General features: G+C 38.6%; 15 protein-coding genes and 3 pseudogenes. 4 read left to right on the top strand and 14 right to left on the bottom strand.

What is annotated here, in order from left to right; genetic code table 11:
• Positions 1 to 323: Ldh family oxidoreductase (locus N824_RS34390; RefSeq protein WP_048906425.1), on the top strand; the 323-nt coding region annotated here is incomplete at its 5' end.
• On the opposite strand, the pseudogene N824_RS17060 reads toward N824_RS34390, so the two are convergent.
• The 6 genes and pseudogenes from N824_RS17060 to N824_RS17085 form a co-directional block, all read right to left on the bottom strand.
• A pseudogene (locus N824_RS17060) lies at positions 318 to 1745 on the bottom strand (alpha-L-fucosidase). The gene N824_RS34390 and the pseudogene N824_RS17060 sit on opposite strands and share 6 nt — an antisense overlap.
• Before the next feature lie 111 nt (positions 1746 to 1856).
• Complete coding sequence (lepB, locus tag N824_RS17065; protein ID WP_048906371.1) at positions 1857 to 3056, bottom strand: signal peptidase I; 1200 nt, start codon at positions 3054 to 3056, stop codon at positions 1857 to 1859.
• A gap of 9 nt (positions 3057 to 3065) precedes the next feature.
• Positions 3066 to 3806 (bottom strand): 4-hydroxy-tetrahydrodipicolinate reductase, encoded by a 741-nt coding sequence (gene dapB / locus N824_RS17070; protein WP_048906372.1) that lies wholly within the window; start codon positions 3804 to 3806, stop codon positions 3066 to 3068.
• Between the two features lie 125 nt (positions 3807 to 3931).
• The gene (locus N824_RS17075) at positions 3932 to 4582 is read right to left on the bottom strand and encodes a DUF5683 domain-containing protein (protein WP_048906373.1); all 651 of its coding nucleotides are present in this window, start codon (positions 4580 to 4582) and stop codon (positions 3932 to 3934) included.
• A pseudogene (locus tag N824_RS17080) lies at positions 4582 to 5502 on the bottom strand (ParB/RepB/Spo0J family partition protein). The gene N824_RS17075 and the pseudogene N824_RS17080 overlap by 1 nt, the downstream one beginning before the upstream one ends.
• Before the next feature lie 11 nt (positions 5503 to 5513).
• A complete protein-coding gene (locus N824_RS17085; RefSeq protein WP_048906375.1) occupies positions 5514 to 6317 on the bottom strand; it encodes a ParA family protein in 804 nt (267 codons plus the stop codon).
• Positions 6318 to 6498: 181 nt separating this feature from the next.
• Here N824_RS17085 and N824_RS17090 point away from each other — a divergent pair, with 181 nt between their 5' ends.
• Positions 6499 to 7020 (top strand): NADPH-dependent FMN reductase, encoded by a 522-nt coding sequence (locus tag N824_RS17090; protein WP_048906376.1) that lies wholly within the window; start codon positions 6499 to 6501, stop codon positions 7018 to 7020.
• Here N824_RS17090 and N824_RS17095 read toward each other — a convergent pair.
• Complete coding sequence (locus tag N824_RS17095; RefSeq protein ID WP_048906377.1) at positions 7007 to 7465, bottom strand: hypothetical protein; 459 nt, start codon at positions 7463 to 7465, stop codon at positions 7007 to 7009. The genes N824_RS17090 and N824_RS17095 overlap by 14 nt on opposite strands.
• 144 nt (positions 7466 to 7609) lie before the next feature.
• On the opposite strand from N824_RS17095, the gene N824_RS17100 reads away from it, so the two are divergent.
• Positions 7610 to 9142, top strand: coding sequence for an ABC transporter substrate-binding protein (locus N824_RS17100; RefSeq protein WP_306413904.1), 1533 nt, complete (start codon positions 7610 to 7612; stop codon positions 9140 to 9142).
• A 73-nt stretch (positions 9143 to 9215) separates the two neighbouring features.
• On the opposite strand, the gene N824_RS35585 is transcribed toward N824_RS17100, so the two are convergent.
• The 4 genes and pseudogenes from N824_RS35585 to N824_RS35590 form a co-directional block, all read right to left on the bottom strand.
• Positions 9216 to 9494, bottom strand: coding sequence for an outer membrane beta-barrel protein (locus tag N824_RS35585; RefSeq protein ID WP_255327455.1), 279 nt, complete (start codon positions 9492 to 9494; stop codon positions 9216 to 9218).
• A 55-nt stretch (positions 9495 to 9549) separates the two neighbouring features.
• Positions 9550 to 11622: pseudogene (locus N824_RS17105) on the bottom strand (TonB-dependent receptor domain-containing protein).
• Positions 11623 to 11727: 105 nt separating this feature from the next.
• On the bottom strand, positions 11728 to 12732 hold the full coding sequence (locus N824_RS17110; protein WP_048906379.1) for an LLM class flavin-dependent oxidoreductase: 1005 nt from the start codon (positions 12730 to 12732) through the stop codon (positions 11728 to 11730).
• Positions 12733 to 13028: 296 nt separating this feature from the next.
• Complete coding sequence (locus tag N824_RS35590) at positions 13029 to 13160, bottom strand: hypothetical protein (RefSeq protein ID WP_255327456.1); 132 nt, start codon at positions 13158 to 13160, stop codon at positions 13029 to 13031.
• A 132-nt stretch (positions 13161 to 13292) separates the two neighbouring features.
• On the opposite strand from N824_RS35590, the gene N824_RS17115 reads away from it, so the two are divergent.
• On the top strand, positions 13293 to 15587 hold the full coding sequence (locus N824_RS17115; RefSeq protein WP_152542354.1) for a TonB-dependent receptor: 2295 nt from the start codon (positions 13293 to 13295) through the stop codon (positions 15585 to 15587).
• Between the two features lie 170 nt (positions 15588 to 15757).
• Here N824_RS17115 and gap read toward each other — a convergent pair whose 3' ends face one another.
• The 3 genes from gap to N824_RS17130 form a co-directional block, all read right to left on the bottom strand.
• The gene (gap, locus tag N824_RS17120) at positions 15758 to 16735 is read right to left on the bottom strand and encodes a type I glyceraldehyde-3-phosphate dehydrogenase (RefSeq protein WP_048906418.1); all 978 of its coding nucleotides are present in this window, start codon (positions 16733 to 16735) and stop codon (positions 15758 to 15760) included.
• Between the two features lie 10 nt (positions 16736 to 16745).
• Positions 16746 to 17810 (bottom strand): GlxA family transcriptional regulator, encoded by a 1065-nt coding sequence (locus N824_RS17125; protein ID WP_048906381.1) that lies wholly within the window; start codon positions 17808 to 17810, stop codon positions 16746 to 16748.
• 249 nt (positions 17811 to 18059) lie between these two features.
• Complete coding sequence (locus N824_RS17130) at positions 18060 to 18299, bottom strand: hypothetical protein (RefSeq protein ID WP_048906382.1); 240 nt, start codon at positions 18297 to 18299, stop codon at positions 18060 to 18062.
• Positions 18300 to 18309 lie beyond the last annotated feature (10 nt).

The following is an 18309-nucleotide window of genomic DNA, read 5'->3' on the forward strand; positions in this document are numbered from 1 at the left end:
CAAATTATGGCCCTTGGGTACCGCCATTTGTTGCTTTTTTAGAGCCCCCTACAGACCCTGTTGGAGAAGGTATAGGACATTTTCTTGGTGCGATGAGCATTGATGGATTTAGGCCGGCACAGGATTTTAAAGATCATCTCGACAATTGGATTGAACGCTTTAAAAGCGCTAAAACTGTTGATCCGGATAAAAAGGTAATTATTCCGGGTGAACCGGAATTTGCTTATGAGCAAGAGCGTAGAATTAACGGCATTCCGTTAATTGACGTGGTTGTCCATGACTTGAACCAACTCGCTAAAAAATTGGAAATAGAGGGGCTATAAAGCCCCTTTAAAAGAAAATGCTAATGCCGGTAGATCTTTCCGGATATTTTTTGGCAACCATACCTTTACGGTAGTCCCCTTATTTTCCCATTTAAGTTTCTGACCGGTTTGAACGAGTTCAACTGATGAACCTTTGGCGGGTATGTTTCCGTTCCAAACTACATATTCCGGAGTTTTATCTTTAAGGCAGGTTAATGCATATTTGATTTTCCCGTCTTTACTCTGCGTAAACCAGGTATCACCATCGTGATATTCCTTAGTGATTCTTGTATTATAAATAGCCTTTCCATTTACATTTAGCCATTTACCTATATCTTCAAGTCTGGTTATGGCATCCTGAGGAATGGTTCCGTCTGCTTTTGGACCGACTCCCAGTAATAGACTACCCCCTTTTGCCACCACCTCAATTAAAGTGTGAATTACCTGGGTGGCAGATTTATATTGGTCGTTAGGAACAAAGCCCCATGCACCACCTAAGGTCATGCAACTTTCCCATGGATTTGCCAATTGTTTTTTTGGCACACTTTGTTCTGGTGTTTGATAGTTTTCGTAAGGCCCGTGAACGGTTCTATCCACCATTAGTAATCCTGGCTGCGCTTTACGTGCCATATCAGCAATTGCGGGCATATCAATGTCTTGACTCCATTCAGGAATTTTCATTCCCCATGCAAGTACTTCTTCATTTACAGTTTCTAATGGTCTAACCCATCCACCATCTAACCAAAGAATATCAACCGAACCATAGTTATGCATTAACTCGCTAATCTGGTTAAATGTTTGCTTTTTAAACATGCTCCATCTCCATGGATTTTTCCTGATATCGTAGTTATTGTTTCTATCTGCAGTTGCATATTTTGGCCACCAATAATATTCAGAATGCCAATCGGGTTTTGAAAAGTAAGCACCAATCATAAAGCCCTGCTTGCGAAAAGCATCAAATACATATTTCGCAACATCAGCCTTAGGATTATCTTTAAATGGTCCGGCAGAGATCTTAAAATCTGATTCTTTAGTATCAAACATATTGAAACCGTCATGATGTTTGGTTGTAAATACCAGATAGCGCATACCTGCATCTTTACCTGTCTTTGCCCATTGGTCCGGATTAAATTTAACAGGGTTAAATTCTTTACTTAAGCCCCAGTACCATTTTTTATAATCTTCGTAATTACTTGTACTATCTCTTGAGATCCAATCTTCTGAGCAAATAGACCATGATTCAATAATACCAGGAACGGCATATAGTCCCCAGTGAATAATCATTCCGAATTTTTGATCKWSYYAYKWGTNKRGTYTTTGNNKKMCSWKYRKRWMTTKKKKMYWTKSATRARYTRTANATWSYWRKKGAWCANYCKTTANTMMWRKRMKWTKGANYRKGYTRMWAAGAGCGACTAAACCTACTATAATAATACTTTTTTTCATCTCCCTTAAAAGTAAAAAAATCCCGGTCGATTGCCAACTGGATTGAATATTAATTATATAAAAAAAGGGCACTTACAAAAATGTGCCCTCTTTTACCCTAAAGTTTTAAACCTAGTTTATCCCTCTTAGCAACCTATTCCATCTTATTTTATTAAAGAATGATCCATTGGTATTATAGCTCATCCAAATAAACAATGCTTTTCCTACAATATGATCTTCGGGAACAAAACCCCAGTAACGAGAATCTAATGAGTTATGTCTGTTATCCCCCATCATCCAGTAATAGTCCATTTTGAAAGTATAACTAGTTGCAGGCTTACCATTAATCAACCAACCAGTGCCAGCTTTCTCTAACTTGTTACCCTCATAAATCCTAATACTTCTCTCATAAAGTGGCATTGATGCACTATCCAGTTGAACTGTCATCCCCTTTTTAGGAATAAGAATGGGACCAAAATTATCAGCATTCCAATTTCTTTTTGGATCAAAAGGAAAAACATCTTTCTCCTGATAACCTTCTGGCTGAGTCACCTCTTTCACAGATTGCACAAAATCCAATTTACTAACCTTATCCATCATTGGCTCCGTCCCGGTAAAACTATAAGTATTAGGAGAGGACTGATTAATATCCTCTGATATGTTAAATCCGAGATCCTCAAAAACAGAGAAATTGATATCGGCAGTTTTAAATGTTACTGCATAAGTCATCTGCCCGGTACTTTTAAGTTTCTCGGGTTTACCATTTACAGAAACAAGACCGTCTTTCATACTAATTACATCACCAGCAATACCGATGCACCTTTTAATATAGTTCTCTCTCTTATCCACAGGTCTGCTTACAACAGTATAGTGCTTATTAATTGCATCCCAGCCTTCTGATCTCACCATCTTATAGTAATCAACATCCTGAATCTCCAAGGCTACAGTATCGCCCTGAGGATAGTTAAATACCACTACGTCATTTCTTTTGATCTCAGATAAGCCTGGCAATCTGCGATACTTCCATTGCACGCCATCCCAATATGCCTTAGTACCGGTTAAAGGCATTGTATGATGAGCAAAAGGGAACGCAACAGGCGTCATTGGCACACGAGGACCATAATTAACCTTACTAACGAATAAAAAATCACCTATTAGTAATGATCTTTCCATAGAGCCAGTAGGAATGGTATATGCCTCTATAAAAAACACCCTGATTATGGTAGCAGCAATTACTGCAAACAAAATAGCATCAACCCATTCTCGGCTTCTGGATTTTTTCTTTTTTGGCTTAGTGTCCTTATTCTCCTTTTGCCAGAATTTCCAATTCATATTTCTTTATTATTTAAAATTAAATATATCAGCTATATTATAAAACCCCTGTTTCTTCTCAAGCCATTCCGCAGCTACTACCGCACCTAATGCAAACCCGGAACGATTATGAGCAGTGTGTTTAAATTCGATCTCATCAACCTCAGAACTATACACCACGGTATGCGTACCTGGTATATTCTCGATTCTATGCGATTCGATCAGCAATTGTTCTTTCTTTAATACATCATCGAACTCTGTACCCACAAGTTCATTAACCCATTCGCGTTTTCTGTCAACATTCTCAATAATGCCTTCAGCAATAGTCATTGCGGTACCACTTGGTGAATCCAGTTTCTGCGTATGATGTATTTCCTCCACCTGAACTTCATATGCAGGGAAGTCGTTCATTAACTTCGCCAATACCTTATTCATATGAAAGAAGATATTAACCCCAATGCTAAAGTTTGACCCATAAAGAAGTGCATTGTTACGTGTAAGGCACTCATTTTTTACTTCCTGCAATTGGCCATACCATCCTGTAGTCCCTACAACAACTGGAACATTTGCATCAAAACAGGTATAAATATTATTTATTGCCGCATCAGGAGCACTAAAATCGATAGCTACATCGGCCTTTCGCAGATTAGCAACGGTTAAGTCATCGAGGTTATCAATGCTGATTTTTAAAACTACCTCATGTCCTCTTTCTAAAGCAAAACGTTCAATAATCTGACCCATTTTACCGTAGCCTAGTAATGCTATTTTCATTGATTTTATTCTTTTATTTGTTACGAACCAGACTTAAACCTAAGACCGAATCATTTATTTTTTTAATTTTTTGCTAAAGGTATTAAAAGCCCCCATATACGAGTTCAAACTTGCATAAAAATATACTATAATCTAATAGTAAGTTTTATCCCAGGTGTTACATTATTAAAACCATACATGGTATCAGTGTTGATTAGACCAGGAGAAATTTTCATTCCTATATCGTCTACATTAAAATATTTCAGACGAGCGTCTATATAAGCCTCAACCACATTCAGGAGATACAATCCTACATACGAGAAAATAATTACCTCTTTATTTCTTCTGAAAAGATCCTTTGCGGTAATTAATCCAGCCTCATCCATGTTGTTATATGGGAAATCGGCACTTTTCTCATTATTATTCGCTCTACGATAAATGATTTCATCATAAAAAAGCCTGTAATTCCTACTATTGTCTATAAATGAAATGGTAAGAAGCGTTATTCCTGTATATAGACCGGCAACTTTTGCGAGTCTATAAACAGTAACCCCATTTCTGATTTGTCCAAGTCCGGGAAGCATAAGTGAACTAAGGGCCGCTCTTCTACCTGCAATTTTACCAAGATTTACGTAAGCAGGTTTTTTAAGTGTATCTATTTTTTGAGGTTTGACAGGCTCTACTACCGGCTTTGGTTTAATAACTAGGGTATCCTTCTTAACAACAGGAATTTCCTGGGCACGAGCTAACGCTGTCACAAAAAGAAACAAAACCGATAGCAGCAGACTTTTGTACATTACCAATCTAATAATTCCAGAATACGGCTTAGGTCGTCCTCAGACATAAACGGGATCTCTATAGCCCCTTTCCCATTTTCGCCGACTTTCAGCTTAACTTTAGTGGCAAATTTAGATGCCAGATCTCTCTGTAGTTTTTGATATTCAAATGAAACGCCAACAGGCTGTTTACTTGATTTAGTTTTTACCTGAACGCTATTTATGCTTCTAACTAACTCTTCAACCTTACGCACAGATAGTCCTTTATCAATGATTTCATCATGAATAAAGAGCTGTTTTTCTGCCTGTTCTACATTTATCAGCGCGCGTGCATGCCCCATAGAGATCTTTTGATCTCTTATAGAAACTTGTATTGCTGGCGGCAATTTTAATAAGCGGAGATAATTGGTCACAGTAGTACGGTTTTTACCAACTCTTTCACCTAATTGCTCCTGTTTCAGGTTACATTCATCTATCATCTGCTGAAAGCTCAGTGCAATCTCAATTGCATTAAGATTTTCGCGCTGAATATTCTCAATAAGAGCCATTTCCAGCATTTGCTGATCATTGGCGCTACGGATATAAGCGGGTATTTCGGTTAGGCCTGCTAACTTAGAAGCCCGCAATCTTCTCTCTCCAGAGATCAACTGGTATTTACCTCCGGGTTGTTTCCTTACCGTAATTGGCTGTATTAAACCCTGAACCCTGATAGATTCAGAAAGCTCATTTAAAGCAACCTGATCAAATTCAGTACGAGGCTGATACGGGTTAGTTTCAACATCTTTAATATTGATATGTCCAATATTATTGTTGTTACCGCCCTCTTGCTTTGTTTCGCTTACCGGGTTCACCCCGTTCTTTGGCGGGTTTACAGCATCTGAGTCATCCAAAAGCKMASWTMRSMMKWTACCTAAACCTGTTTTTCGCTGAAAAGATGTCATTAAAAATATTTTTAAATAATTGCTGTAGTTGTATTCTGTACTTCCTTAACCATTCCGTTTTTATGAACAATTTCACGGGCAAGGTTCAGGTAGTTAATTGCCCCTTTACAAGTGGCATCATGCATAATTACAGAGATACCATAACTTGGGGCCTCACTTAAACGCGTATTACGCTGAATAATCGTATCAAAAACCAACTCCTGGAAATGGGTCTTAACCTCTTCTACAACCTGGTTCGACAACCTTAAACGCACATCATACATTGTAAGTAGAATTCCTTCAATTTCCAATTCAGGATTTAAACGGTTTTGAACAATTTTAATTGTGTTCAAAAGTTTCCCTAACCCTTCAAGTGCAAAATATTCACATTGTACAGGGATAATTACTGAATCAGCAGCGGTAAGCGCATTAATGGTAATTAAACCTAAAGATGGTGAGCAGTCTACAATAATAAAATCATACTGATCTTTAACTTTTTCAAGAACAGCCTTCATCTTATATTCCCTGTTGTTCAGGTTTATCATTTCAATCTCTGCACCCACTAAATCGATATGTGCCGGAAGCAGATCAAGGTTAGGAGTTTCAGTTTTCTGAATGGCGTCTACTGCATCAATATCATTAATGATACACTCGTAAATGCTATTCTTGATACTTCTTGGGTCAAAACCAATACCAGAGGTAGAATTGGCCTGAGGATCAGCATCAACTAATAATGTTCTATATTCTAGTACGGCTAAACTTGCGGCTAAGTTAATTGATGAAGTAGTTTTCCCTACGCCACCTTTCTGATTTGCCAATGCAATAATTTTACTCATCTATCTTATTAATAATTACAATTATTCTCTAACGGCTTGTATTTACTCGACGTAAATCTATAAAAAATGCTATTTTTGTGTTTATTTAGGCATATTTTAACGAATAGCTAAGATACAAACTAAATGGCAAAATTAGTATTAAAGCCTTAAGTGTTTTAAACATCTTATTAACAATTTATACATGGTAACCATCATATCCGGAACCAACAGACCTGAAAGTAATACGCTAAAAGTCGCTAATTATTATCAGAAAACACTGGCTTTAAAAGGCTTAGAATGTACCATCTTCAACCTTGAAGATTTACCCGATAATCTTATTGCGTCTGATTTGTATGGAAAACGAAGCCCTGAATTCCAAGCGATTCAGGAAATGGTAACCCAAACTACTAAGTTTCTTTTTATCATACCAGAATACAATGGAAGTTTCCCCGGAGTATTAAAGCTCTTTATAGATGCGTGCAATTTTCCCGAAAGCTTTTATGATAAAAAAGCAGCACTTGTAGGCATATCATCCGGCAAATACGGAAACATCCGCGGGGTTGATCATTTCGGAGGCGTTTGCAGTTACCTGCACTTAAATGTGTTACCCCTTAGGCTCCATATAGCAACCATTAAAGCCGAATTAAATGAACAGGGCGATTTCTTTAAAGAGGATACACTTAAATTTACCGACCAGCAGATAAATAAGTTTATTGCGTTTTAAAACTCATCCAGGTTTTGCCTTCATTTCCAAAAACAAAGTATCCCGGATATAGCATTTCCGCCAGATCTTCTAATGCGTTTACTGCCACGTTTGCCTCATCTGCCACTGCCGCCTCATCATCCCAAAGATATATTCTATCATACTCAACAGAGGGCCAGTCCTTATTCAACAATGAGGGAACAACCCCCATCAATTGCAACATACTGGTGCTTTTTTCACAATAAATAACAGCTCTGGCTGTGTGAACATCATCTTGCAAAACCCCACCTGCTTCGGCAATAAGTGCTTCCAAATCCTTACTAAGATGATTCTTGGTATCAAGACAAGCCACGGCCACTTTGTCCATGAACTTAATTTTATGCTGAATTATATCTACACGTTCCTGAAAATTTTCGCGTAATTGTTCATCCCCAACCCTATTTATAACCGCATTTAAAAAAGACATATTGATTTATTTATTACTTTGTGCAAAATTAGTATTCCTAAACTGATGCATCGTATTATAATAAATATTTTTTGCGTACTGCTTCTACCTGTTGTCTTTTCGTGCAGTAGTTCTTCCTCCAATAAGGAGAAAAAAGTTTTCAGCATGAACCTTGATCAGAATTTAACCTCTCTTGATCCGGCTTTTGCGCGCAATCAAAATGCTTTATGGATGATTAATCAGGTGTTTAACGGGCTGGTACAGGTCGATAGCAATCTTAACATCATGCCATGCATAGCGAAAACCTGGCAAATATCTACAGATGGGTTAACATACACTTTTAATCTCCGCAACGATGTCTATTTTCACAACGACCCCATTTTTCCAGATGGAAAAGGCAGAAAAGCCGTAGCCGCTGATTTTGTTTACAGTTTTTATCGTCTGATCGACCCTAAAGTTGCATCTTCAGGTGGCTGGATATTTAGCGACAAGGTAAAAGATATCAACAATTTTATAGCGATAAACGACAGCACTTTTCAGGTTAAACTCATAAAGCCATTCCCTGCTTTTATGAAATTACTTACTACTCAATATTGCTCGGTAGTACCAAAGGAAGTTGTAGATCACTATGGCAAAGATTTTCGAAGCCACCCTATTGGAACAGGCCCTTTTAAATTTAAATATTGGAAAGAAGACGAAATACTGGTATTACTCAAAAATGAAAATTATTGGGAAAAAACAGGCGACACCAAGCTGCCTTATCTTGATGCCGTAAAAGTCTCCTTCATCACAGATAAGCAAAGTGCGTTCATGAATTTCCTTAAAAAGGACCTTGATTTTTTTGATAAGGTGGACGGAAGTTATCGTGATGACATATTAACAAAAAGCGGAAAAATGACCGCAAAATATAAAGGCAAATTCAACCTCAAAAAAGGCCCTTATCTTTGCACAGAATATGTAGGAATACTTGTCGACACCAATATCGCCATTGCCAAACGCTCTCCATTAAAATATAAAAAAGTAAGGCAGGCAATAAATTACGCCATTGATAAACCTAAACTAATTAAATATTTACGTAATAGCATAGGCATACCAGCAACTTCAGGCTTCATTCCTCAGGGTATGCCTGGTTTTGATAGCACAGCAGTAAAGGGGTATCATTATGAACCTGAAAAAGCTGCAGCACTATTAGCAGAGGCGGGCTTCCCTAATGGCAAGGGCATGCCTCAGGTTACCCTCAGCACTTCTACTACTTATAAAGATCTCATAGAATTTATACAAGGTGAATTGGCAGCAATCGGCATTAAAGTAAAAGTAGATGTGAGCCCCAATGCAAGCTTAAGAGACCTGATGTCTAAAAACGAAGTGAATTTTTTCAGGGGTTCCTGGATAGCGGATTATCCGGATGGGGAGAATTATCTTGCCATGTTTTATTCTAAGAACAAAGTGCCCAATGGTCCAAATTACACCGCTTACTACAATAACGATTTTGACAGGCTATTTGAACAAAGTTATTATGTTAGCGACAATGCAAAGCGTTATCTTCTTTATCAAAAAATGGATCAAATGGTAATTGACTTTGCCAACATCGTTCCTATTTATTATGATCAATCGGTAATTATGACTCAAAATAACATTAGCGGTTACAGCATGAATCCACAAAATCTGATGATTCTTAAAACGGTTAAAAAGAATTAAAAAATGTCTAGAACGGCCACTCGGTCAGCGCTCACATGCGTTCGAAATGACGGAGTGGCCAGATCACGGCAGCTTATTGCACACCACCTCCCATTCCGCCTTGCTCTTCTTTCTTCAAGTCGTCATTTTTAATCGATTTCTTTTGCGTAAACTTAAGCTTACCGAAGTTATAACTAAAGTTCAAACCAAATGAGCGTAACGGATAATGGATATCCGTATTCTGAGTTGAGGTTGCTGTATTATTTACAGTCTTAATATTCAAATCTCTGCTAAACGGATTCAACACATTTAAACCAATGGTTGCTTTTTTATTAAGAATCTCTTTTTTCACGGCACCACCATAAAAATACATGGCATCAGTTTTTCCCTGAAAAGTCCTTCTTGGTGAGTTAATAACACCCCAAAGTTCAGTWSWSYRAYMACMTNTSAARKSRKATRCTSAWCNTRKNNAWWRMAGKWTMWKTAAYWAAWGYTYCGGTATTTATATTATTATTTGCATTGCTTACATCATACGTATTCATACCAAAATTAGCCATTAAAGTCCATTTAGGTTTAGGATTATATGAACCAAATACGTTAAAACCATACGACTGACTGGTACCCACGTTTGTATACGATGTTAAGTTTTTATTTACACCATCTTCTACAATTGGACTGATAAAGCTTTCAATCACATTTTTTGTATTACGGTAAAATACCGAAGCATTAATTACAGAACCTTTAATATAGGTTGAGTATCCCACTTCAATGTTATCACTCAACTCAGGCGACAATTCCGGATTACCTTGCATCGGATTATAAATATCACTTTCGTTTCTAAAAGGATTCAGATAAAACAAACTTGGTCTCTGTATCCTGCGGTTATAACTCACTTTAACAGTCGTCATTCCCTTTAAAGTTTGCGACAAAACTACGCTTGGGAACAAGTTAAAATAGTCATTTTTAAACGGCAAAATATTACCTGCCAGCCCATCAATTTTAGTATACTCAGCCCTTAAACCAGCTTTGGCAGTAATTTTCTTAGACAATTTAAAACCAAGAACCCCATAAGCAGAACCTACATTCTGATCATAGTCAAAGTCCTGAGCGTTCTGGTCATAGTCACTTATAATATTCCTAAAAATCCCTTTCAATCCGGTTTCAAGAGTGGTTGTTTTACTAAAAGGATATGTATAATCAGTTTGCAAGGTGTACTCATTGTTTTTACCCGTATTGCCTCCAATTAAAGTAAAATCAGGAATACCCTCGCTTACAAATCTGTTTGTAAAATCACTGGTGTTTCTTCCTCTGGAAAGCTGTGCAGAAACACTCAATTCTTCCCCTTCTTTTTTGCTTGTTTTCCTGTAATCTACATTCCAGTCCATGTTATTGAAACCCATATCCATATCTCGTATATTCTGAGAAAAGACATTATTGGTCAATATATCTGAGCTTCCAGGTCCTCCGTTAGAGAATCTGTTAAACTTAACTGTAGAACTAATGTTGTGGTAACTGTTAAAATCATAATCCAACCCAGCACTCCCGTTGTAACCAACTCTTGACCACTTAGAAAAACCATTCTGTGAAACTGTATTTGTAACCCCGTCTACAACAGAACTGTTAAATACAACAACCTTCGAATTCTGCGGATAAGCATGATTTACACCTAAATTACCCGTTAAAGATAAACGGCCTGTTTTAGCATTTAAATTAAACGCACCGTTATTTGAACGTGTACCGGCCGATGTATTTATACTTCCACTAACACCTTCGGCAGTTTTCTTTTTGGTTATGATATTGATAATACCACCAGAGCCTTCAGCATCGTATTTTGCAGAAGGACTTGTAATAACCTCCACACTTTTAATCTGCTCTGCAGGAATCATTTTCAACGCATCAGCCACACTGTTTGCCATTGTTCCAGAAGGTTTTCCGTTTATCAAAACGCGAACCGAGCTTCCACGTAACTGCACATTTCCATTTATGTCAACAGAAAGCATAGGCACTTTACGCATTACGTCAGTGGCGTCTCCACCGGCATTGGTGATATCGGCCTCAGCATTGTAAACCAATTTATCAACCTTATTCTCAATCAAAGATTTTTCTCCTACAATTGCAACTTCTTTAAGGTTACTTTCTGTTGGGCTTACATAAATGGTTCCTGCATTTAAATCAGGCTTTTCGGGACTGGTTTTAACCGATATAGATTTTGTTTTATATCCCATAAACCCAATAGAAAGTTTATACTGGTCAGGGGCAATGTTTTGTAAAACCACTTTACCTTTCTCATCAGTTACCCCTCCATTTACAGATTTATTATCAGCTGTTTTTATTAATGATACTGTTGCGTAGTCAATTGGCTTTTTTGTAAGCGAGTCTAAAATCAATGCTGTAATACGTCCAGTCACTTTAGGTTTTTGTGGCGCTCCACCTAAAGAAAACTGGGCATTAGCATTCAGCACCAACCCCAATCCCGCAAATAATAGTATAATTCGTTTCATAAAAATTTTATTTCTTCAATTAGTCTGCGCAAAATCGGTTTTGTTACACTTTCTATCAATAGAAATTAGATTATCTGCAAACCGGAAGCGGTGAAATGCTCCTTTTTATCGGCCAAAAGCTTCAGCCAACAATTCATAAGAACGCAATCTTGCATGATGATCAAAAATATGCGAAGTAGCCATGATCTCATCAACTTCTGTCTGATCCAGAAATTGCTGCAGATCCGCTTTTATAGTTTCCTTACTTCCTGTAAAAGTACAAGCCAACATTTGCCCGGCCTGCTCTTCCTCATAATCTGTCCATATTCCCTCCATGCTATCAACAGGAGGTTGCAAAAGTCTGCGCTTCCCGGTTACAATTCCTCTAAACAATTGATACAACGAAGTGGCAAGTTTATTAGCCTGCTGATCAGTATCTGCAGCAACAACGTTTACACAAGCTAAAACATATGGTGCAGCCAAATGCTCAGAAGGCTTAAAGTTCTTTCTGTATATATTTATTGCTGTAAGAAATTGAGCTGGTGCGAAATGACTTGCAAAAGCATACGGTAAGCCCAGAGCAGCAGCTAGGTGTGCGCTATCAGTACTCGATCCCAATATCCATATCGGAATATCAAGTCCCTCACCAGGAATTGCTCTTACGCTACTTCTATGGTTATCTGCCGACAAATAGGCTTGCAACCTAAGTACGTCTCCCGGGAAATCCTGAGCCGCATGTATACGTTCACCTCTAATTGCCGCAGCCGTTGCCTGATCAGTACCTGGAGCTCTTCCCAATCCTAAATCTATTCTATCAGGATATAAAGAAGCAAGAGTACCAAATTGTTCGGCAATAATTAGCGGTGAGTGGTTCGGTAACATTATACCTCCAGCTCCAACCCGTATTTTTTTTGTCCCTCCGGCAATATGGCCTATTACTACCGATGTTGCAGAACTGGCCACACTAATCATATTATGGTGTTCAGCCAACCAATAGCGATTATACCCCCAATCTTCAGCATGTCGGGCAAGGTCTAAACTTTTCTTAAAGGTATCGGCTGGGGTCTTGCCCTCAATAACAGTTGCAAGATCTAAGACAGAAAACGGAATGGTATTCAGTAATTTTTTCATTTGCTTAAAAGTAGGCTGCAAAACTACAGCCTATTTCAGCGAAACTTCATTTTCGAATCACTATATGACTTTAAATCCACGGAACTTCCGAAAGCAGGCAACTATTTGAAAGGCGCTAACGTATCTGTGGATATAAAGCTTAAGTAAAACCTAAATTACAAACATCATGAAAACTTATCTAACAAGTCGTGTTTGCGTTTTTTTAGCCCTAACTGGGATCTTTTTTCTGCTTTTCTTTATCTGTAAAGTCGGTTAAGCTTCTCATCTGCCTAGCTCACGCTTGTTCTAACCCGAATTTACGCTTTGATCGCACAATGCATCCAGCCTTTTATTGCATCTCCAGTAACATCCTTTTCTTCGGCTGTTGCTAAAACTCTGTTATATCTTTCAACTAATTCTTTTGCTTTTCCATCTATTTTGATGCTCATCAACAGCTAAACGGACGAAAAAAACCTTGGAGCGAGATAAATTTTAAAAAATTGAAATTTACAATGTTAGAAATTCAAATGTTTATATATTTGCGTCTTATTTTTAATAAGTCTAAATAAAATATAACACATATGCTTAAATTTCTAACGCTATTTTTTTCTATCCTTACAGTTCAGGCTTTTGCCCAAACTGGAACCATCAAGGGCACAGTAACCACTTCAGATGGTAAACCTGCTGAATTTGTAAACGTTGTTCTTGGAGGAACAAACAAGGCCAGCATCGTAAACGACGCCGGTAATTACACCATCAACAAAGTTCCTGCAGGGGCTTATACGCTGACTGCAAGTTTTACGGGACTTCTTACACAAAAAAGCATAATAACAGTAACACCTGGAGAAACCAGCGTGGTTAATTTTACTTTGGTTGAAGACAACCAGCAATTAAAGGAAGTTGTTGTAAATAGCAATAGCCGCCAAACAAATAAAGAAACCGAATATGTTGCCCGGATGCCATTAAAAAATCTCGAAAACCCACAGGTATATAACGTCGTGGGCAAGGAGTTAATGAAAGCGCAACTGATGACCGATGTTAAAGAAGTTTTCAGGGCTGCCGCCGGCGTTGCGCCAACGGAATATGTCACCGGAAGCTTTGCAGTCTTATTTAGAGGCTTCACCAACTTCGATTATGCCAGGAATGGGATGGCTACATCAGTATACCGTTCGGGAACGGAAATAGCAAATCTCGAACGAGTAGAGCTAATTAAAGGTCCATCAGGTACGCTGTTTGGTTCGCAGATATCCACTTTTGGTGGTGCCATAAATCTGGTGACCAAAAAACCTTATGCAGGGTTTGGAGGCGAGGTAGATTATAGCATGGGAAGCTTTGATTTAAGCAGGGCCGCTATTGATTTAAATACACCGCTAAATAAAGAGAAAACAGTATTACTAAGGTTCAATGCTGTAAAGCATCAGCAAAACAGTTCAAGCGAATATGGTAAAAATAAAAGGTACGCCATTAGTCCCAGCCTTTCTTACCAGGCTAGCGATCGCCTTTCATTCCTGTTTGATTTTGAATATTTTAACAGTGATGCAAATCGTCTGGCATATACCTTACTTTTTGCGGATAATGTGCCTTTTAAATCTGCAAAAGATATTCCATTGGGCTTTAAAAAATCTTTCTTCCAGAATGATCTGCTTAGCGACGCAGAGGCCACAAAATATTTTGGACAGGCCAAATATCTGATCAGTAAAAACTGGACATCAACTACAGGTGTGTCTCATGTAAATGAATTTTTAAACCACAGCTATCAGCCTTATGTGGAATGGATTAATGCAACCACAGCCTCAACCAGTATCAGGCATTTTGGCCCCAGAGAAAGAACTTATGCAAATATCCAGCAGAACTTTAATGGAAGTTTTAATACCGGTAAAATTCATCATAACATATTAATTGGAGCCAGTTATGAATTTAACGATGAAACACTTACTTATAAGGCCCTTGAGCTTGACGAAATAGACATTAGCAAGCCTTTTGAGAAATCGGGTCTGAGTAGGGTGACCGGTCTATTGGCAGATAATTCAATAACGGCATCGAATGATGCATACGGAGGAAACTCTTTTGGTGTATACGCTTCTGATGTGATCAATTGGACAGATCGTTTGTCGACGATGTTAAGCTTACGTTTTGATCGTTTTAAGCAAACCTACGAAGGAGGGTTTGTTCAGCCATCACTTTCACCCAAGTTAGGAATTGTGTATCAGCTAGTGAAAGATAAGGTATCTTTATTTGGAAACTTCATGAACGGCTTTCAAAACCAGGGGCCTGTCGAACAGCCTGACGGCAGCCTGTTTAAGCCAAAACCGGTTTTTGCCAACCAAATGGAAGGCGGTATAAAAGCCGAATTACCGGGAGGTGTACTGGGTGGAAGCATTAGCTATTATCATATTGGTATTGACAATGCTTTGCGTACGGATGATGCGCTATATAGTTTTCAGGATGGTCAGCAAGTGAGCAAGGGAGTTGAAGTAGAACTTACCGCTACTCCCCTAACCGGTCTGAATATTGTAGCCGGATACGGATTTAATGAAAATAAATTTACTAAGGCCGATACATACGAAGGCAAATTGGCAACACAGGCGCCCAAACATATCGTTAACTATTGGGTTAACTATCGTCTGCCTTTCGAAAGCATTAAAGGTATTGGACTGGGGTTTGGAGGAAACTATATTGGCGATTCGTATCTTAATTCCAGCAACACTTATACCATTCCAGCGTATCATATTATTAACGCCGCTGTTTCTTATCAAAAAGAAAAATGGAGATTCGGTTTTAAATTAAACAATATCACAAATGTAGCATATTGGGATTTGGTAGGAAACCCTCAATTTACCAGGAACTTCGTAGCTAATTTTTCTTTCAAATTTTAAGCTACTTAAAACTACCAACAACAGATTATTTAAAACCACCGTGACCTCTCCTATCGGTCGGACTGGAAGCTACTGTAGTAAGATAGCAGGTCCAGGGAGGTCGCCAACACCAAAAAAGGGAACGGCGACAGGTGTATGATCACCTGCCGCCGTTCCCTTTTTTGGTGTTTTTAAAGCAAACTGACCAGCTCTGCAATCCTGTTTGAAATGCCAATTTCATTGTCATACCAGGCAACCACTTTAACTAACTTACCGTTGGTTTTAGTCAAACTTCCATCCACAATCGAAGAATGTGTGTTTCCTAAAATATCTGAGGATACCAACGGTTCCTCTGTATATTCCAGTATATCTTTAAAAGCGCCTCCGGCATAGGATTTAAATAAATCATTCAATTCATCAGCAGACACTTCCTTATTTAAATTAATGGATAAATCCACTATAGATGCATCAATTACCGGAACACGGTAAGAGTAACCATCCATTTTCCCTTTTAAATTAGGGAGCACATCACCAATAGCCTTGGCAGCACCAGTAGTAGTAGGGATAATAGAATATGAAGCCGCGCGTGCTCTTCTCAGGTCTTTATGAGGCGCATCTTGTAAGTTTTGATCAGCTGTAAATGCGTGAACAGTCACCATATACCCAGATTCCACACCGAACTCTTTGTCCAGTATTGCTAAAATCGGGGCAATGCTACCGGTGGTACATGATGCAGTCGAATAGATTAGGTCGTCCCCTATCAGGTTGTTATTCACCCCATGTACAATCGTTTTCACCCCCCCTGTGGCAGGTGCAGTAATCAATACTTTTTTTGCACCTGCATTGATATGTGATTGTGCAGAAGTTTTATCGGTAAACCTGCCTGTCGATTCTATTACAACATCAATTCCCAGATCTTTCCATGGAAGCTTTTCAGGATCTCTTTCACTCAATAACTGTATGCGTTTTCCATTTACAATGATCACATCCTCCTCACTGGTCACCGCTCCGGGAAAACGACCGTGTGCCGTATCATATTTAAGTAAGTGGGTAAGTGTTTTGATGTCTGTAAGATCATTTACTGCGACAATTTCTATTTCTGGTTTATTTTGTAATGCCCTCAGGGTCATTCTGCCTATACGGCCGAATCCGTTAATTGCTATTTTCATGTTATTAAGATTAATTTGTTCCATATAAATTGGATTGAGCGCTATTAATGCCAGCAGATTGGAGTGATGTCCTGAATGCCCGGCGATAATCGGATGGTGTAACCATTAAATGTCTCAGAAATGTGCGCCTCATGGAGACCAGGTTGCTTAACCCACATTTTTCCGCTATACTTTCAATAGAAACATCAGTATCTTCCAAATATTTTCTGGCCATTTCCACCCTTAGTTTTTCTATAAACTTGGCAGGCGGCAAGCCCGTTTGTTTATGAAAAACTCTGGTAAAGTTTCTTGGGCTCATATTTAAATGTTCGGCCATCCGCCCCACATCCAAAGGTTGAGCCAAGTTCTCATTGAGCCATCCATATAATTTCTGTGCAATATTGGTGCTTTCGTAAACTGGCAATAGATTGCCAAACTGAGCCTGAAAGCCAGGTCTTGATAGGTAAAATACCAATCTGCGTGCCACTTGAATGGCGATATCCTTGCCGTGATCCTCCTCTACTAAAGCAAGAGCCAAATCTATCCCGGAAGAAACCCCTCCAGAAGTATATATCCGCCCATCAGCGGTATAAAATGGATTCGTATTTACCTCAACAAGTGGATATTCCTTCTTTAACCGATCACTCAACTGCCAATGTGTTGTTGCCTTTTTTCCATTCAACAATCCTGCTTCAGCTAAAACAAAAGCGCCACCGCAAACTGACCCGATCCTGCTTTTACTTTTTTCATTGATGGCAGATAGCCAATTACAAAAAGCAGTATATTCTGATTTTCCTAAAGTTTGAAAGTCATTTCCAGCTACAATAACGATGTCAATAGGCGTCGTAATTTCCAACGCACTTTGCTGACAAACCAGTTCGGCCCCAGCTAAAGTAGGTATGTGCTTATTTAGAGTTGGAGACGCGATTACAACATCGTACCCATGTCTAGAACCAGACAAGTTTAGACACTTGTCAGCATTGGTAAAAACGTCAACAGGCCCCGAAAAATGCAATAAAGTACGCCCAGACATCGGTACGATTACCACTCTTTTCCTTAATTGATTGCTAATGAGAACAGATCCATCGTCATTCATACGACAAATATACAGGCAAATGGACTTGTCTCAAAGGACATATTTTATACAATTTAGGACATAAAAATCTGTCTCCCGAGCCTATGAGGTAGTGTCTCAGCACAGCTACTGCGTCAAGATTTTCGCAAAACGGGTACCTTTACCGAACAAACTGCGCACGAATGCATGTTTATCCAATAGCCAACCCGCCAGAATCCAATGGCCGCCAACGCAGCTGAAAATATAAAATTCAAGTAAAATTAATTCGCTCTACTTTAGAAGTGCAATGCTTGCTTCAAGTTCAGATATCTCTTTTTCTCTTTCTGCAATTAGAGCCGTTTGATTATTAACGTCCTTTTTCAGATCGGATATTTCGAGTTTTATTTCAAATGTCTGAGTTTCCTTTCCCAGGTCATCAACAAGATTTTGAACTTGTTTCAAGTTACGTTGTTGATCTGCCAAACTCGTCTTTGCCACCCCCAATGATTCGGTTAACCCCTTAATTTCCATGATTTTTCAA

It is taken from the genome of Pedobacter sp. V48, assembly GCF_000523515.1.
GTDB lineage: Bacteria > Bacteroidota > Bacteroidia > Sphingobacteriales > Sphingobacteriaceae > Pedobacter.

What these genes read in the sequence shown, in the direction of transcription:
- dapB (WP_048906372.1), bottom strand. Translation starts at nt 3,806, where the DNA reads ATGAAAATAGCATTACTAGGCTACGGTAAAATGGGTCAGATTATTGAA.
- gap (WP_048906418.1), bottom strand. Translation starts at nt 16,735, where the DNA reads ATGAAAATAGCAATTAACGGATTCGGCCGTATAGGCAGAATGACCCTG.
- N824_RS17075 (WP_048906373.1), bottom strand. Translation starts at nt 4,582, where the DNA reads ATGTACAAAAGTCTGCTGCTATCGGTTTTGTTTCTTTTTGTGACAGCG.
- N824_RS35590 (WP_255327456.1), bottom strand. Translation starts at nt 13,160, where the DNA reads ATGAGCATCAAAATAGATGGAAAAGCAAAAGAATTAGTTGAAAGATAT.
- N824_RS35585 (WP_255327455.1), bottom strand. Translation starts at nt 9,494, where the DNA reads ATGTATTTTTATGGTGGTGCCGTGAAAAAAGAGATTCTTAATAAAAAA.
- N824_RS17115 (WP_152542354.1), top strand. Translation starts at nt 13,293, where the DNA reads ATGCTTAAATTTCTAACGCTATTTTTTTCTATCCTTACAGTTCAGGCT.
- N824_RS17110 (WP_048906379.1), bottom strand. Translation starts at nt 12,732, where the DNA reads ATGAAAAAATTACTGAATACCATTCCGTTTTCTGTCTTAGATCTTGCA.
- N824_RS17090 (WP_048906376.1), top strand. Translation starts at nt 6,499, where the DNA reads ATGGTAACCATCATATCCGGAACCAACAGACCTGAAAGTAATACGCTA.
- N824_RS17130 (WP_048906382.1), bottom strand. Translation starts at nt 18,299, where the DNA reads ATGGAAATTAAGGGGTTAACCGAATCATTGGGGGTGGCAAAGACGAGT.
- N824_RS17095 (WP_048906377.1), bottom strand. Translation starts at nt 7,465, where the DNA reads ATGTCTTTTTTAAATGCGGTTATAAATAGGGTTGGGGATGAACAATTA.
- N824_RS17100 (WP_306413904.1), top strand. Translation starts at nt 7,610, where the DNA reads ATGAACCTTGATCAGAATTTAACCTCTCTTGATCCGGCTTTTGCGCGC.
- N824_RS17085 (WP_048906375.1), bottom strand. Translation starts at nt 6,317, where the DNA reads ATGAGTAAAATTATTGCATTGGCAAATCAGAAAGGTGGCGTAGGGAAA.
- lepB (WP_048906371.1), bottom strand. Translation starts at nt 3,056, where the DNA reads ATGAATTGGAAATTCTGGCAAAAGGAGAATAAGGACACTAAGCCAAAA.
- N824_RS17125 (WP_048906381.1), bottom strand. Translation starts at nt 17,810, where the DNA reads ATGAATGACGATGGATCTGTTCTCATTAGCAATCAATTAAGGAAAAGA.